General features: G+C 62.6%; 16 protein-coding genes and 1 pseudogene. 9 read left to right on the top strand and 8 right to left on the bottom strand.

Annotated elements, in window-relative coordinates; translation table 11 throughout:
- Positions 1 to 1,340, top strand: a 1,340-nt coding sequence (locus E5W87_RS24830; protein ID WP_292403559.1) for an MATE family efflux transporter, incomplete at its 5' end; no start/stop codon positions are given.
- A 9-nt stretch (positions 1,341 to 1,349) separates the two neighbouring features.
- On the opposite strand, the gene E5W87_RS24825 is transcribed toward E5W87_RS24830, so the two are convergent.
- The gene (locus E5W87_RS24825) at positions 1,350 to 2,546 is read right to left on the bottom strand and encodes an MFS transporter (RefSeq protein WP_292403556.1); all 1,197 of its coding nucleotides are present in this window, start codon (positions 2,544 to 2,546) and stop codon (positions 1,350 to 1,352) included.
- Between the two features lie 155 nt (positions 2,547 to 2,701).
- Here E5W87_RS24825 and E5W87_RS24820 point away from each other — a divergent pair, with 155 nt between their 5' ends.
- Positions 2,702 to 3,277 carry a TMEM175 family protein gene (locus E5W87_RS24820; RefSeq protein WP_292403553.1) on the top strand — a complete coding sequence of 192 codons (576 nt, stop codon included), beginning with the start codon at positions 2,702 to 2,704 and terminating at the stop codon, positions 3,275 to 3,277.
- A gap of 5 nt (positions 3,278 to 3,282) precedes the next feature.
- On the opposite strand, the gene E5W87_RS24815 is transcribed toward E5W87_RS24820, so the two are convergent.
- Positions 3,283 to 3,564, bottom strand: coding sequence for a hypothetical protein (locus E5W87_RS24815; protein ID WP_029351415.1), 282 nt, complete (start codon positions 3,562 to 3,564; stop codon positions 3,283 to 3,285).
- Positions 3,565 to 3,699: 135 nt separating this feature from the next.
- Between E5W87_RS24815 and E5W87_RS24810 the strand changes: the two genes are divergently transcribed.
- Positions 3,700 to 4,566 carry an SDR family NAD(P)-dependent oxidoreductase gene (locus E5W87_RS24810; RefSeq protein WP_292403549.1) on the top strand — a complete coding sequence of 289 codons (867 nt, stop codon included), beginning with the start codon at positions 3,700 to 3,702 and terminating at the stop codon, positions 4,564 to 4,566.
- A 3-nt stretch (positions 4,567 to 4,569) separates the two neighbouring features.
- Here E5W87_RS24810 and E5W87_RS24805 read toward each other — a convergent pair whose 3' ends face one another.
- The 3 genes from E5W87_RS24805 to E5W87_RS24795 all read right to left on the bottom strand — a co-directional run bounded on the left by E5W87_RS24805 (position 4,570) and on the right by E5W87_RS24795 (position 6,297).
- Complete coding sequence (locus tag E5W87_RS24805) at positions 4,570 to 4,998, bottom strand: low affinity iron permease family protein (protein ID WP_292403568.1); 429 nt, start codon at positions 4,996 to 4,998, stop codon at positions 4,570 to 4,572.
- 84 nt (positions 4,999 to 5,082) lie between these two features.
- Positions 5,083 to 5,724 carry a DapH/DapD/GlmU-related protein gene (locus tag E5W87_RS24800; protein ID WP_292403546.1) on the bottom strand — a complete coding sequence of 214 codons (642 nt, stop codon included), beginning with the start codon at positions 5,722 to 5,724 and terminating at the stop codon, positions 5,083 to 5,085.
- A 69-nt stretch (positions 5,725 to 5,793) separates the two neighbouring features.
- A complete protein-coding gene (locus E5W87_RS24795) occupies positions 5,794 to 6,297 on the bottom strand; it encodes a CreA family protein (protein ID WP_292403543.1) in 504 nt (167 codons plus the stop codon).
- A 202-nt stretch (positions 6,298 to 6,499) separates the two neighbouring features.
- Here E5W87_RS24795 and E5W87_RS24790 point away from each other — a divergent pair, with 202 nt between their 5' ends.
- Together E5W87_RS24790 and E5W87_RS24785 are read left to right on the top strand one after the other, a co-directional pair.
- A complete protein-coding gene (locus E5W87_RS24790) occupies positions 6,500 to 7,075 on the top strand; it encodes an SCO family protein (RefSeq protein WP_292403540.1) in 576 nt (191 codons plus the stop codon).
- A gap of 8 nt (positions 7,076 to 7,083) precedes the next feature.
- Positions 7,084 to 7,956, top strand: a complete 873-nt coding sequence (locus tag E5W87_RS24785; RefSeq protein WP_292403565.1) for a 50S ribosomal protein L11 methyltransferase — start codon at positions 7,084 to 7,086, stop codon at positions 7,954 to 7,956.
- Positions 7,957 to 7,983: 27 nt separating this feature from the next.
- Here E5W87_RS24785 and E5W87_RS24780 read toward each other — a convergent pair whose 3' ends face one another.
- Positions 7,984 to 8,169, bottom strand: a complete 186-nt coding sequence (locus E5W87_RS24780; protein ID WP_292403537.1) for a hypothetical protein — start codon at positions 8,167 to 8,169, stop codon at positions 7,984 to 7,986.
- A 269-nt stretch (positions 8,170 to 8,438) separates the two neighbouring features.
- Here E5W87_RS24780 and E5W87_RS24775 point away from each other — a divergent pair, with 269 nt between their 5' ends.
- Complete coding sequence (locus tag E5W87_RS24775) at positions 8,439 to 10,283, top strand: aminopeptidase P family protein (RefSeq protein WP_292403534.1); 1,845 nt, start codon at positions 8,439 to 8,441, stop codon at positions 10,281 to 10,283.
- Here the strand turns inward: E5W87_RS24775 and E5W87_RS24770 are convergent.
- Positions 10,273 to 11,163 carry a LysR family transcriptional regulator gene (locus tag E5W87_RS24770; protein ID WP_292403531.1) on the bottom strand — a complete coding sequence of 297 codons (891 nt, stop codon included), beginning with the start codon at positions 11,161 to 11,163 and terminating at the stop codon, positions 10,273 to 10,275. The two genes, E5W87_RS24775 and E5W87_RS24770, sit on opposite strands and share 11 nt — an antisense overlap.
- Positions 11,164 to 11,629: 466 nt before the next feature.
- On the bottom strand, positions 11,630 to 13,144 hold the full coding sequence (locus E5W87_RS24765) for a winged helix-turn-helix domain-containing protein (RefSeq protein WP_292403563.1): 1,515 nt from the start codon (positions 13,142 to 13,144) through the stop codon (positions 11,630 to 11,632).
- A gap of 163 nt (positions 13,145 to 13,307) precedes the next feature.
- Here E5W87_RS24765 and E5W87_RS24760 point away from each other — a divergent pair, with 163 nt between their 5' ends.
- From E5W87_RS24760 to E5W87_RS24750, 3 genes and pseudogenes are all read left to right on the top strand, one after another.
- Positions 13,308 to 13,754, top strand: coding sequence for a cupin domain-containing protein (locus E5W87_RS24760; RefSeq protein WP_292403528.1), 447 nt, complete (start codon positions 13,308 to 13,310; stop codon positions 13,752 to 13,754).
- A 198-nt stretch (positions 13,755 to 13,952) separates the two neighbouring features.
- Positions 13,953 to 14,504 (top strand): annotated as a pseudogene (locus tag E5W87_RS24755) (RNA polymerase sigma factor); the annotation flags it as partial.
- Complete coding sequence (locus E5W87_RS24750) at positions 14,501 to 14,905, top strand: hypothetical protein (protein WP_292403525.1); 405 nt, start codon at positions 14,501 to 14,503, stop codon at positions 14,903 to 14,905. The pseudogene E5W87_RS24755 and the gene E5W87_RS24750, both read left to right, overlap by 4 nt.
- Positions 14,906 to 15,061 lie beyond the last annotated feature (156 nt).

Below are 15,061 nucleotides of genomic sequence, written 5' to 3'. Positions count from 1 at the left end.
CCGTCTGGGTCGGCCGCTTTCTCGGCGAATCGGCGCTGACGGCGACGTCCAACGCCAATCTCGTGCTGTTTCTCATCCTCGGCACCGTCTTCGGCATCGGCATGGCGGCGACTATCCTGATCGCGCAATCGGTCGGCGCCCGTGACCTGCCCGAGGCCCGGCGCATCGTCGGCACCAGCGCCACTTTCTTCTTCGCCGTCTCGGTGGTGCTTGCAGTCTGCGGCTGGATCTGGGTCGATGCTATCCTCACCACGCTGGGCACGCCGGCCGACGCGCTGCCGCTGGCCCGCTCCTATTTGCGTATCATCTTCGTCGCCGTGCCGATGATGAACCTGCTCTCCTTCGTCATGACGGTTCTGCGCGGCGCCGGCGATTCGCGCACGCCCTTCATCTTCATGGCGCTCGCGGTCGTGCTCGACATCATCTTGAACCCACTGCTCATCCGCGGCATCGGCCCGTTTCCCGAACTCGGCATATCAGGATCGGCCACCTCGACACTGATCGGCCAGACGGTGAGCGTCATCGCCATCCTTGTCGTGCTCTATGCGCGCAAGCACCCGCTGCGGCTGGCCGGCGCCAACCTCGCCCTGCTGCGGCCGGACCCGAAATTGCTGCGCATCGTCGTCTTCAAGGGCGTGCCGATGGGCCTGCAGATGATCGTGATCTCGGCAGCGGCGCTGACGGTGATGGGCATCGTCAATTCCTACGGCTCGCAGGTCGCCGCCGCCTACGGCATCGCCGCGCAGCTCTGGACTTATATCCAGATGCCGGCGCTGGCGATCGGCGCCGCCGTCTCCTCGATGGCCGCGCAGAATGTCGGCGCCGGGCGCTGGGACCGCATCGGCCGCATCGCCATATCAGGCGTTGCCTTCAACCTCGCCCTGACCGGCGCGCTGGTCGCTCTGCTTTTCGTCTTCGACCGCCCGATACTCGGCCTCTTCCTCAGCAGCGACAGCGCCGCAATAGACATCGCCACCCATATCAACAAGGTCGCGTCCTGGTCTTTCATCCTGTTCGGCGTCACCATCGTGCTCTTCGCCACGGTGCGCGCCACCGGCGCGGTGATGCCGCCGCTGATCATCCTGGTGATCTCGGTGCTTCTGGTGCGCACCAGCTTCGCCTATTTCTTCCGAAGCGTGATCGGCGAGGAAGCGCTGTGGTGGAGCTTTCCGGTCGGCTCGATCGCCTCGCTCGCGCTGGCAGCGGCCTATTACCGCTTCGGCCGCTGGCGCACCTTGCACATGATCGAGGGCAGGCCGGCTGCCGGCGAGCCGCCGGACACTGGTCTTGGCGTGCCGCGCCAGCGCGCGCATCTTTCGCCCGAGACGCCGAACGGCTGAACGAAGGGCTCACCGCGCATACCTGGCTCCAAATGCGAGCGCCACCAGGGAAAAGACAGTGATCATGCCGGCAAAGGCTAGGCTTGCCACGGTCGCGCTTGTCACCGTCGACAGGATCCCGATACCGATGACCGGCAGCGCATTGCCGCAAAAGCAGCAGATAAAGAAGGCTGAGACGACTTCGGCGCGGCGGTCGGCCGGCGCAATCTGGTTCACCACTTGCAGGCCGCCGCGATAGCCGAGCGCCGCCGCGACGCCGCAGCAAGCTGTTGCAGCGATCATGATGGCCATCGAAGCGAAGACCTGCGCCGCTACGATCAGCGCGACGGTCGGGATCATCATGACCAGAGCCGCGAGCATGGTGCCGCGGCTCGAAAGGCGTGTCGTCGCCAGTATGGTAGCGGCGGCCACGATCGCAAGCTCGAAGAACAAGGCGCCTGCTTCGGCATGATTGGTTACATGGAGCTGCTGTGCCAGGATGCTCGGTGCGAGCGCCGCGTAGAAACCGACCAGCGCCATGGCGCCGAAGCCGGTTACCGCAGGTGCCACGAAACCGGTGCGGATTTCACCAGGCACCGAGAACCGTGGCTTCATGGAGACATCGGCCAGTTTTCCCGGTTGTGAAATGGTTTCCCTCGTGCGCCAGACCAGCACCGCGACAAGGACGAGCACCGCCAGATAAACGACGAATGTCAGCCTTAGTGGCCACGGCGCATATTCGGCAAGCAGTCCCGCCGCCAGCGCACCAAGACCGAGACCAAGGAAATTGGTGCTGGTGGCAATGATGGCGGCGCGTGATTTGTCGTCGGTTGCGACCAGCTCGGCGAGCCAGGCGGTACCGGTTCCCGCACCGACGCCTATTCCCAAGCCGCTCAGAATCCGGGCGATGTTGAGCCACGCGACATTTTCGGCGAACAGGAAAGACAGCGCACTGACGACCGCCACCGCCATTGCCGCCAGGGCGGCCGGCCGACGGCCGATGACATCCGACACGCGCCCGAACATGAAAAGCGCCGCCAGGTTACCGATGACGTAGACGGCATAGACCAGGGTCAGCGTGATCTGCGAGAAGCCGAACGCCTGTTTGTAGATGACGTAAAGCGGCGTCAGCACCGTGCTGCCGGCGAAAAGAACTGCGATCATGGCAGCAACGGCGGCCATTGCCGCCCTGCCGCCGAGCTCGTTATCGCGCGTCATAGCGATCATTTTCGACCTCCAGTTGTCCGGGAATCGTGACGCTAACGCCTCTTTCGCGCCATGTGTTCCCCTCCCCGGAACTTGCTTCTGATAAGTTTGACGCTATTGCCGGTGGCGCTACGCAAAATCATCTTTTAACTTCAGCGCATTGGTAGGGAGAATCCATGGGCAAGGGACGGGTCGAAGCATTTACCGATGGCGTCCTGGCCATCGTCATCACCATCATGGTGCTGGAATTGAAGGTGCCGCATGGCGCGGAATTTTCCGCGCTGGCACCTCTGTGGCCCACTTTCCTCAGCTACGTGCTGTCCTTCATCTATGTCGGCATCTACTGGAACAATCTGCACAACATGTTCCACACCGTGCAGCGGGTCGATGGCCGCGTGCTGTGGGCCAATCTGCATCTGCTGTTCTGGCTGTCGCTGATGCCCGTGACCACCGCCTTCATGGGTGAAAACCATTTCGCGCCTGTGCCTGTAGCCGTTTATGGTGTTGTGCTGGCGCTTTGCGCGGCCGCCTACTTCATTCTGGTCGTCATGCTGCATCGGCTGCATGGCAACGACACTGCCTTCGCCAGAGCGGTAGGCACCGACCGCAAGGAAAAGATCTCGGTGCTCCTCTACATCGCCGCCATTCCGCTGACCTTCGTCAATCAATGGATCAGCTTTGCGCTCTATGTGCTGGTTGCCATGATCTGGTTCGTGCCGGACAGGCGGTTCGAAAAGCAGATCGGAAAATAGGCCTGCTACCCTCGCATCGCTTTCAGCTTTTCCGCCACCGAGGCAGCAAGGTCGGCGTAGCGCTCCTCCAGCCGCTCGGCCGCCTTGATCACCGAAAAATCATGGCCGAATTTTTCCAGCGCCATGCGCAGCTTCTCGACGAATTCCGCCTGTTTTTCGAGCGCCGAAAACAGCGTCTTCACTTGCGCTTCGCTGATGTCGGGATTGGCAAGCATTTGCGGCACTTCGCGGCTCATCTGGTCGCCGGTAGCGGTCTGTTCTTTCAGGATCTCGATCCAGTCGGTCAATCGGTAAATCTCCTTTTTGTCAGGACAGCATGCGCAGCGCCTGCCGATATGGTCAACCCGAGGACGCCAAAGCGGGCTTGCGCGAGCCCCTCGCCGCGTTAAGTTCGGCGCAACTTGAAAGAGGACACTATCGCCATGACCACCGACGCCGAAATCCAGAGCGCTTTGCCTGCCCTTGCCTCCGGCAACGCTGCCGTCATCACCGGCGGCGCCAGCGGCATCGGCCTTGCGGCGGCCAAGCGGCTGGCGGCGATGGGCCTGAAAATCGTGCTGGCCGATATCGGCGGCGCGCGGCTCGACGAGGCTGCCCGCGCCGTTGCCACGATTGCCGGTGCCAGCGCGGTGCTTGCTGTCGCGACCGATGTCTCGAAGGCCGTCGAGCTCGACCGATTGGCCGAAAAGGCGTTCGGTACCTTCGGCGAGGTGTCGCTGTTGATGAACAATGCCGGCGTCGGCAACAATCCCGGCAAGCCCTGGGAGAACCGCGACGCCTGGAAACGGCTGCTGGACATCAATTTCTGGGGCGTCGTCCATGGCGTCGAGGCCTTCACACCGCGCATGCTGGCGACCGGCAGGCCGGGCCTGATCGTCAACACCGGCTCCAAGCAAGGCATCACCACGCCGCCCGGCAACCTTGCCTACAACGTCTCCAAATCAGGCGTGAAGACCTTCACCGAAGGCCTGGCACACGCGCTGCGCAACGAGCCCGGCGCAAAGGTTGCAGCGCATCTGCTCATTCCGGGGTTCACTTTTACCGGCCTGACCGAGGGTGCGACCGAAAAACCCGCCGGTGCCTGGACAGGCGAGCAGGTGATCGACTTCATGCTGGCCTCGCTGGTGCGTGGCGACTTCTACATCCTGTGCCCCGACAACGAGGCGACACGGCCCATGGACGAAAAGCGCATGGTCTGGGCGATCGGCGACATCATCGAGAACCGCCCTGCTCTGTCGCGCTGGCACCCGGACCACAAGGACGCTTTCGCGGCGTTCATGGAAAGCTGACGCTTACGCCGCCCGTGTCTTCGAGCCGCGCTTTTGCGCAGCGGCTTTCTTGACCGCCGCATCGGCGATCTTCTGGTCATGCCGTTTCGCCGCCTGTTCACATTTTTTGCGGATCTCCTCGACCTCGGATTCGGTCAGGTGCTCGATGCCGATAAAAGTATTGTGAGCTTTGCCGACCCGGATCAACTCGTCGAGTTTCGTCTGAATCGCCATGCCATCGCGGTTCTGGGTGTTCTGGATGAGGAACACCATCAGGAAGGTGACGATCGTCGTGCCGGTGTTGATGACGAGTTGCCACGTATCGGAAAAGCCGAACATCGGTCCGCTCACCGCCCAGACCATGATGATCAGGCAGCAGACCGCAAATGTCGGCGCCAAGCCGGCAATATGCGCGACCGTATTGGCAATCCTGGTGAAGAGCTTCTCGACCATGGCAAAGAGAAACAACCGGCAGCCGCTCCGGGTTCCCTTGCAACGAGGGATTCCACTGACATAACCGTGCACGCTCCCGCAAGGTCAGGGTATTTCGTTTTCCCAGCGGTCGAGGAAGACCCCGATGGACAGCGCCTGCATGTCGGGGACCGCCTTGGCCAGTTTCTCGACCGGCCAGTCCCACCAGGCAAGGCTTTCGATCCGCGCGGCGATGTCCGCCGCAAAGCGTTGGCGCAATTGCTTGGCCGGAACGCCGGCGACAATCGCGTAGGCGGGAACGTCGCGCGTAACCACCGCATTGGCGCCGACGACCGCGCCATTGCCGATGGTCACATCAGGCATGATCACCGCGCCGTGGCCGATCCAGACATCGTGGCCGATGCTGACAGATTGCGCCCGCCGCCGTTCCCGAAATCCGGCGTCGACGCCCAGCCAGCGAAAATATTCGTTCGGCCGGTAGCTGACCTTGTGCTGCGTCAATCGTTCGATCGGATGATCCAGCGCGTTGATGCGGCTGTTGGCGGCGATCGAACAGAACTTGCCGATAGTCGTGTAGATCGCCTCGGCGTGGCGTTCGAAATAGGAGAAGTCGCCGACCGACACCTCGCGCAGGATGACCCGCTCGCCGATCGAGGCATAGCGTCCAAGCTTGCACGCCTTCAATTCCGCAGTCGGATGAATGCGCGGCTCGGGGTCTTTCAGGACGAGGTTTTCGGGGCGGTCCATGCCGCGGCTTTACGCCCGAGCGATTGGTCCCGCAAGCGGGACCAATCGTCCGTCGCCTGTTGCCAGAGCCTATTTTGGCTTCCCGTTGGTCCACGCCACGTTCTGGCCGTAGAGCGGCACGGTGGTGACCGACATTTTCGCCGAACCGTCCTGCACCTGGCGCGAGTGCGACAGATAGATCAGGGTCTCATTGGCTTTGTCGTAGATGCGGTTCACCACCTGCTTCTTCCAGATCAGGCTGATGCCTTGCTTGAACACCTCCTCGCCGGCCTCGCTCATGTCGATGTCGCTGATGACGATCGGCCCGGTCTGACGGCAGGAGATCGAGGAATCGGACGGATCCTCGAACCAGTTGCCCTTTTGCAAACGATCGATCACGCCGCGGTCGAAATAGGAGACGTGGCAGGTCACGCCTTCGACCTTCGGGTCCTTGATCGCCTCGACGATGATGTCGTTGCCTAGCCAGTCGACGCCGACCTTGCCGACCTCCTGGGCGACAGCCGCACCAGCACCGGTGATAAGGCATGCGGCCAAAGCGCCGCCGATCAGTTTTCGCCCAATCAGTCCTTGCAAGGTTAGCCTCCTGCGGTTCGAGTTTTTGCCGACCTCAGGTGGGACGGGCGGCACCGCTTTGCAAGCGGGCCACCTTTTGACAGAAAGCTGGTTGCGGCAACGCGACATCTTTGCGAGTACGAGATCAAACCGTTAAGAGTGTTCGCCGAACAAGCTTTGCGCACGATACGGCGCCAATGAAAATCACGACGGACACCAATTGATGATGCGTTCGATACTGGTCGGCATTCTTGTCCTGATGGCAGCAGGCATCGGCTGGCTCACCTTCGACTGGTACCGCGGGCATTATAGCGGCGAGCCATTCGGCGCGCCGTTCACGCTGGTCGACCAGAACGGCGCCCCGGTCACCGAGGTTGCCTTTCGCGGCCACCCCAGCGTCGTCTTCTTCGGCTTCACCCATTGCCCGGAAGTCTGCCCGACCACTCTGTTCGAACTGGCCGGCTGGCTGAAGACGATGGGTGACGACGGCAAGAACCTGCGCGCCTATTTCGTCTCGATTGACCCGGAGCGCGACACGCCCGAAATCATGAATGCCTATATCAGCAATTTCTCCGACCGCATCCTCGGCATCACCGGCGAACCGGACAAGGTCCACGCCATGGCCAAATCCTTCGGCATCTATTCGAAGAAGGTCGATACCGGCAACGGCGACTACACGATGGACCACACCGCTTCGGTGCTGCTGCTCAACGCCAGGGGCGACTTCGCCGGCACCATCGCCTACGGCGAAAGCTCGGACACCGCCATCGCCAAGCTCAAGCGGCTGGCGGAAGGTTAATGCATCGTTTGACCCAAACGCGGCTTTATTTCACCGCTGGAAAGATCGACGCGGACCGTATCTTCGCGGCGTTCGAAAAGGCCTTTGAGGACGAGGGCCTGCCGATTGCCATCCTTGAAGTCGATGAGGATCGCGACATCCACGAAGTGTCGCTCTATGCCGACGGCGATGTCGATGCCGTCGAGGCGCGCGTGGAAGAGATTCTTGCCGGGCTTGCCCTGTCGAGGCCGATTGCGCGCGAGCCCGTGCCTGATATCGACTGGGTGACGCGTTCGCTGGAGGGACTGAAGCCGGTGCGGGCCGGCCGTTTCTTCGTCCACGGCGCGCATGACCGCAGGAAGCGCCACAGCGGCGAGATCGCCATCGAGATCGAAGCCGGCCTCGCCTTTGGCACCGGTCATCACGGCACCACCGCCGGCTGCCTTGAAATGCTGGAACAGGTTGTGCGGCGCGAGCGCCCGCGCAACGCGCTCGACCTCGGCACCGGCAGTGCTGTGCTGGCCATCGCGCTGGCCAAGCTCGCCCACATCCCGGTGCTGGCGACCGACATCGACCCGGTCGCCATAAAGGTCGCCGCCGCCAATGCGCGGCTCAACCACGTCAAGGCGCTGGTCGAAACGGCGACGGCGCCGGGCTTTCACCATCCGATTTTTGCCGCGCGCGGCCCCTTCGACCTCATCGTCGCCAACATACTGGCGCGGCCGCTGATGCGGCTGGCGCCCGAAATGGCCGGGCATATCGCCTTGGGCGGCTCGATCGTGCTGTCGGGCATTCTCGACCGGCAGCGCGACGCGGTGATCTCGGCCTATGTCGGCCAGCAGTTCCGCCATGTCAGGACGTTGCACCGCGAGGGCTGGGTGACGATCCACCTCAAGCGGTGACGCGCAGCGCCTTCGAACGCAAGCCGCTCAGACGTAGGGCGACCTTGCCGCCCTCTTCAGTTCTTCGCGATCGTAGCCGTGCGCTTTCAGCGTTTCGTCGTCAAAGCCAAGCAGAACGCCGCTCACATAGCGGCTCGCTTCGCGCTGGCGCGCTTCGATAAGAGCGTTCACGGCGCTTCTGAAAAATCCGCGTCTGGCTGAAATCGTGGACATGATGGTCTCCTTTGCAGGGCAATAAGACTCTTTCCTCCACACGAAAAAGGTAAGCTCTGCTGACCTATTTGAAAATCGCCGATTCTGCATGGCGCCTATGCGCAAAAGCGATGCTCCTGGACCAAATCCCGCCGATTGTCAGGCCGCTGACGCTGTAGCACTTTGATCTTGCGCTGATTTTCTCCGAACCGAAGAGCAGCGCAGCAAAAGTCGATTCCGATTTTCGGGGTCATGCGCTACGGTCGCGCCAACATCCGAGGAGAGGCCATATGTTCCAGACCTTTGATTCCGCAGGCGACCCCGCCGTCGCCAAGCCGCGTGTGGCGCTGCTTCGTCAATGGCTGGCGGCCAACGGCCTGGATGGCTTCATCCTCCCCCGCGCCGACGAGCACCAGGGCGAATATGTCGCCGACCGCTCGGCGCGGCTAAAATGGCTGACCGGCTTCAGCGGCTCGGCCGGCATCGCCGTCGTGCTCGGCGGCCGCGCCGTCATGTTCGTCGATGGGCGCTACACACTGCAGGTGCGCCAGGAAGTCGATCTCGACATCTTCTCGATCGAAAGCCTGGTCGACAATCCGCCCGCCACCTGGATCAAGGACAATCTCGGCAAGGGCGTGCGGCTTGGCTTCGATCCGTGGCTGCAGACGATCGGCGACGTGAAAGCGCTGAAAGCTTCGGCCGAAAAATCGGGGGCGACATTGGTGCCGCTCGAGAAGAATCCAATCGACGCCATCTGGAAGGACCAGCCCGAACCGCCGCTGGCGCCGGTCGAGCTCCATCCGATCGCCTTTGCCGGCGAACTGGCCAAGGACAAGCTGGCTAGGCTGGCGTTGGCCATCGGCAAGGATGGCGCCACCCATGCCGTGCTGACCGACCCGTCCTCCATCGCCTGGGCCTTCGACATCCGCGGCGGCGACGTGCCGCACACGCCACTGGCTCTCGGCTTTGCCGTGCTTGCCGCCGACGGATCGCACCTGCTTTTCATGGACCAGCGCAAGTTTTCGCGCACCGTCGCGGCCTATCTGACGCAGCTCGCCGAATTGCACAAGCCCGGTGAGTTCGAAGCTGTCATCGCAACCCTGGCCAAGGGTGGTGCAAAAATCGCACTGGACCCGGTGCTGGCGGCGGAGAAGCTCAGGATGCTGGTCGAGGACAATGGCGGCACCGTCATATCAGCGCCAGATCCTGCCCGCATTCCACGCGCGACGAAGAACCAAGCCGAGATCAATGGCGCCCGTGCCGCGCATCGACGCGATGGCGCCGCCGTGGCCAAGCTGCTTTGCTGGCTCGACCGCCAGAAACCCGGCAAGCTCGACGAGATCGCCGTCGTCACCAAGCTCGAGGAATGCCGTCGCAGCACCGGCGAGGAAACGCAGATGCCGCTGCGCGACGTGTCCTTCGACACCATATCGGGCGCCGGTCCGAACGGCGCCATCATGCACTACCGCGTTTCCCGTGCCACCAGCCGAAAATTGAGGGATGGCGAACTATTCCTGCTCGATTCGGGCGGCCAATATCAGGACGGCACCACCGACATCACGCGCACCGTGCCGATCGGCAAGCCGACCGAGGAAATGCGCGAACGCTTCACGCTGGTGCTGAAAGGCATGATCGGTATTTCCATGCTGTGCTTCCCCCCGGGCACGCGCGGCTCCGAGATCGATGCCGTGGCGCGCCTTGCCCTGTGGAAACACGGTTGCGACTTCGCCCATGGCACCGGCCACGGCGTCGGCTCCTATCTGGCCGTGCACGAGGGCCCACAGCGCATCGCCAGGACCGGCACAGAAAAACTGCTCGCGGGCATGATCGTCTCTAACGAGCCGGGCTACTACAAGGAAGGCTCCTACGGCATCCGCATCGAGAACCTGATCCTGGTGACGCCGGCCGAAGCTATAGACGGCGGCGACATCGCCATGCACGGCTTCGAGACGCTGACGCTGGCGCCGATCGACACCAGGCTGGTGCGCACCGACCTGTTGACGCGTGACGAACTGCATTGGCTCGACCAATATCATGCACGCGTGCTGGCCGAGATCGGACCGATGCTCGACGGCGAGACGCTGGCTTGGCTGGAAAAGGCAACCGCACCACTGCCGCACGATCTCAAGCAGTAATCGCGGCAGCAACCCCGGGCGAAATTGGGAGGCTTTGCTCCGCAAGCAGCTCCCGCAAAGCCTGAACATTGGGAGAACTGGCTCCCTTGCGCCAAAACAACACTGTGAGAGCATTGTCTTCGTCCGGAGGCAGTTGGTGCAGCTGCAGCCAGCGGCTCTCAGGAAAGCCCGAAAGCACACTTTTCGGCATCAGCGCTATGCCCATGCCAGCCACTACGCAACCCAGCATGGCATGGTATGAGCCGAGCTCAATGGTTTGCTCGGCCATGAACCCTCTGCGCGCATACCATTGTTCCAGCCGCTTGCGATGCGGACAACCATGCTCAAAGGCTATCATGGTTTTGGGCATATCTTGGCGATCCTCGACCGAAGCGCGCGATGCCGCCGAGACGATGACCAACTCCTCGTGAAATGCCGGCTGCTTTTCAAACGGTGTGTCGGCGATCGGCTCGGCTGCGAACGCTGCGTCGAGTTCGCCGGCAAGCAGCGCAGTCGCGAGAACCTGCGGGTTGCCGGTACGCAGTTGGATTTTTACCTCGGGATAACGTGCGTGGTACTCGGCGAGCAGGCCTGGGAGCCGAGCCGCTGCGGTGCTCTCCATCGCGCCAAGACGCAGCGTGCCGCGTGGGCGTGAATCAAGCACGGCCGTTCGCGCCTCCTCGGCGAGCGCCAGCAACCGGTCGGCATAGTCGATCAACCTATGGCCGGCAGGCGACACGTGCAGTCGCTTACCCTCCCGGATGAACAACGGCACGCCCAGATCCTCTTCGAGCTGCCGGATACGTGTGGTCACGTTCGACTGCACGCGAAACAGTTTTTCCGCCGCCCTCGTGATCCCGCCCTCGCGCACCACCATGCGGAAGATGCGCAGATCTGACAAATCCATCCATCTCACCTAAAGAATGAAACCATCTTAATTATTCATTTTATCCGATGAAACGCATTCGGTAAATCGTCTGTTACCGGCGCCAAATCAGGGCGGCCCGAACAAGGCAGGCGGAAATGTCACCTGAACCCTCAGACCTCTGGCCGATTGATGTGAGCGCATTGACGCCGAAGCAGCGGGAGACGCTTTATACCGACGCCGTGCGGCGCGCCCATCAGGAGAGATCAGAGGCGATCCGGCTGAGCCTGGCGCGGCTCGTTTCGATATTCAAGAAGCCTGCCGCCTGGACAGAAGCTGTTATGTGGTTCGCCGCGCTCGTAGGCGCTGCGGCGAAGCGCATGCTATCGACCCGGGACAGACCAGCATCATCCTGAGTGGGAAGCGGACTTTGGCTTGAACTCAACAGCCGCGCTATGAACATCAAGCAGATGATGCCGATCTGCAGGGATGGCCCGTAGCCTTATTGCTGCCGACCGGCTTTCTTCAACAGATGCGCCATCTCGTCTGCCCAGTGTGGATTGCGCAGCCTGAGCGGCGCCAAGGCATCGCCTGAAGGGTCTTCCATTTCCCGCATCAGCCCAACGCACGATCCAGCTTCCGGCAGGCGGCCGAGCGAAACGTAGCAGCAGGCGAGTGTTTCTTGAGTGGGTCGCCATGCGGGAGCGATCTTGCGCGCCTTGATGGCTGCGGCAAGCGCCTCGTTTGCCTGTCCTGCAAACAGGTAGGCGAGCGCCAGGACATTGAACCAGACGAAGTTCTGAGGATCGTAAGGATTCAACATAAGACCGTGTTCGAGCGGCGCTATCGCTTCGGATGCGTTGCCGCGAAAAAACTGCCCCATTCCCAATACCAGATGACCAAGGGCGAAGCTTGGGCTGATCTCGATCGCCTTTTCCGCGGCAAGAACGGCCTGTTCCGGTGCATTGGCGTAGATGCTGCAGATGGCCAGCGCGTAGTGCGAATAGGGGTTCTTCTCGTCGAGCCGAACCGCCTTCAAGGCTGCATCCAGGCCTTCCCGGATATCCTGTTCCGGTTTGTCGCTCCAGCCGTAAGCGACGATGCCGGCGCTCACGCGGCCGAGCCAGAGATGGGCCTCTGCCAGTTCAGGATCGAGCCCGCATGCCTCCCGGAACAGCTTACGGGCATTCAAGTGAGTTTGACGGCCGACGTGGTGGAAATGCCAGGTACCTTGCCGCACCAGGTCCCAGACCGTCGTATTTCCGCTGCTGCGTGCCGCGGCTGGAAGCGACTCCGTCTTGAGCAGTTCGGGCTCGATCGCGCCAGCCACCCGCTCGGCTATGGCATCCTGGACGGCGAACGCCTCCGTCATTTCCATCTCGTATCGTTCGGCCCAGATCTGATTGGCCGAGGCCGCATCGACCAATTGCGTCGAGACACGGATGTGCTGGCCGGACCGGCGCACGCTGCCTTCCAGCACATAACGGACGCCAAGCTCGCGGGCCACCTGTTTGGAGTCGACCGACTTGTCCTTGTAGACGAAGCTGGAACCGCGCCCGATCACCCGGAACCAGCGGAACCTTGTCAGCGCCGTGATGATGTCCTCCGTGATGCCGTCAGCCAGATAGGCCTGTTCCTTGTCGCCGCTGACATTGGCGAACGGCAAGACCGCGATGGACGGCCTTTCGGGAAGCCCCGTCGACCGGCCTGGACTTGCAAGCGCGCCGTCTGCAGCGCCGTCCAGTACACGGACGCTGCCGGCGAAACGATATCCGGTGCGCGGGACCGTGGCGATCCACTCGCTGCCGTCTGGCTGTGGGCCGAGCAGCTTGCGTAGGGCGGCAATCTGCACGGAGAGATTGCTTTCCTCGACAACGGTATCGGACCAAGCCGCTTCCATGAGTGCCGTCTTGCTCAGCACTTGCGCCGGCGCCACCAGCAGGGCTTGAAGCAACGACAGGCCTTTTTGCCCGAGCGCAACTGGCCGGCCCTCGCGAACAAGCGCCCCGCGTAGCATGTCGAGCACGAACGGGCCGAACGCTAAGCATCGCGGTGCCGCGACATCCCGCTTGCCGGCTTCGGAAGAATTCGGAACTTTTCGCCTCCCCTTTTAGGACTCCGGCCGGACGTGCGGTCATCTTGGCCGTTCTTCACATAGATTAACACAAATGGAGGTCGAAATGACGATGTTGAAGCAAGCGTCAGGAGCGGACAGTGTGGCGCCCAGTGACAGAAAAGCTGTAATCGTCAGGGGTGGCGAGGCTTATCGGGCCGAACAGGGGTCGGACTATCTGCCGGGAATAAGTGCTCAGACCGTCGACGCGAAGGCGCTTTGGCTGGGCATCGTCACGATGCCTCCGGGGAAACGGACCAAGGCCCACGTCCACGCACGTCACGAAACAGCATTTTATATGCTGAGCGGAGACGAGCTGGAGATGTGGAGCGGGGACGAACTGCAATTTCGCGACGTCGTGCATCCCGGGGACTATCTCTATATTCCCGCCAATGTGCTCCACGTTGCGGTGAACCGGGCAAGCACGCCGGCCATCTTTATTGGCGCCCGCAACGAACCGACCGCTCAGGAAAGCGTCGTCCTGTTCCCGGAGATGGACGGGAGAATACCGTAGAAAGGCGACCTTCCAGGAATGATTGGTGGGGGCGTCCTTCAACCGAACACTCCGCCAAGCCGCCAGACCGGGACTATGTCTATCGCCCAAGGACGGGTCGCCGACGGATTTCGCATTGAAACCCGTTGAAGACACATAGCGGGTGCAGGATGACGGTCGTGTCGGCAGAAGGTCTGGTGTGGTGGAACGAGAAGGCAAAGCGTGGGCGAGACCGACGAGCGGCTGCTGGCGCTGATCGCGCAAAACAATGCGGCTGCGGTGGAAGCCATGGTCGAGCGCAAGCTGCCGCGGCTGATCCGTCTCGCCACGCGAATGCTGGGCGACCCCGGCGAGGCAGAGGATGTCGCGCAGGAGACCTTTCTTCGCATCTGGCGGGCGGCTCCGGGCTGGCGCGCCGGCGAGGCGAAGTTCGACACCTGGCTGCATCGCGTCGCACTCAATCTCTGCTACGACAGGCTGCGCAAGCGGCAGGAGACGCCGGTGGCGGAACTTCCCGATCGCCCCGACGAACGCCCGGGCGCGGAAGCGAATATGCTCGCGGCCGACGACCAGCACCAGGTGCGGCGCGCGCTGGCCGAGCTGCCGGAGCGCCAGCGCGAGGCGATCGTGCTGCAGTATTATCAGGAGCTTTCGAACAGTGATGCGGCAGAGGTCATGGGGATCAGCATCGAGGCATTGGAAAGCCTCTTGTCGCGGGCGCGGCGGCAGTTGCGCTCCAGGCTCGGACGGGACAGGGACGAAATGACATGACTCCAGAGAGGTTTTCCGAGCTCGTTGCCGCCTATGGCGGGTCGCCGCAGCGCTGGCCTGAAAGCGAGCGGGCGGCGGCGCTGGACTTCATCGCCGCCAACCCGACTCTAGCCGAAGTCGCGCTTGCACCGGCGGCGGAGCTCGACGATCTGCTGTCACGCCATCGCGTCGCAGCTCCGGACGGCGCGCTCGCGCGAAGGATCATCGCCACGGCGCCGGCTGCGCTGTGGCGCCGCACACGGCGCATCCGGCAGTGTGCCGGGTTGGCCGGCATCGGACTGGCGGGCGCGCTAGCCGGTGTGCTGACAGTCGCTATGCTGTTGTCGCTCAACAGCGCCCCTGACGATGGCGACGCCTATGCGCTGACCGCATTCGGCGACATGCAGGGGGACGTGCAATGAGCGAACCCAGCATCAGGATTCTGCTTGCCGTCTCGCTGGCGGTCAACATCTTCGTGCTCGGCGCCGCTGCCGGCGCTGGCTACATGTGGCAGGCGCAGGAGAGGCAGCGCGAAGGGGCGAGCGGCCAGCGCGGCCTGCGCTTCGCCGCGGCCGGCC

Source organism: Mesorhizobium sp., from assembly GCF_004962925.1.
In the GTDB taxonomy this organism is placed as follows: domain Bacteria; phylum Pseudomonadota; class Alphaproteobacteria; order Rhizobiales; family Rhizobiaceae; genus Mesorhizobium.
Note: the sequence above shows the minus strand (reverse complement) of the source record. Positions and strands in the feature narration are given on the sequence as shown.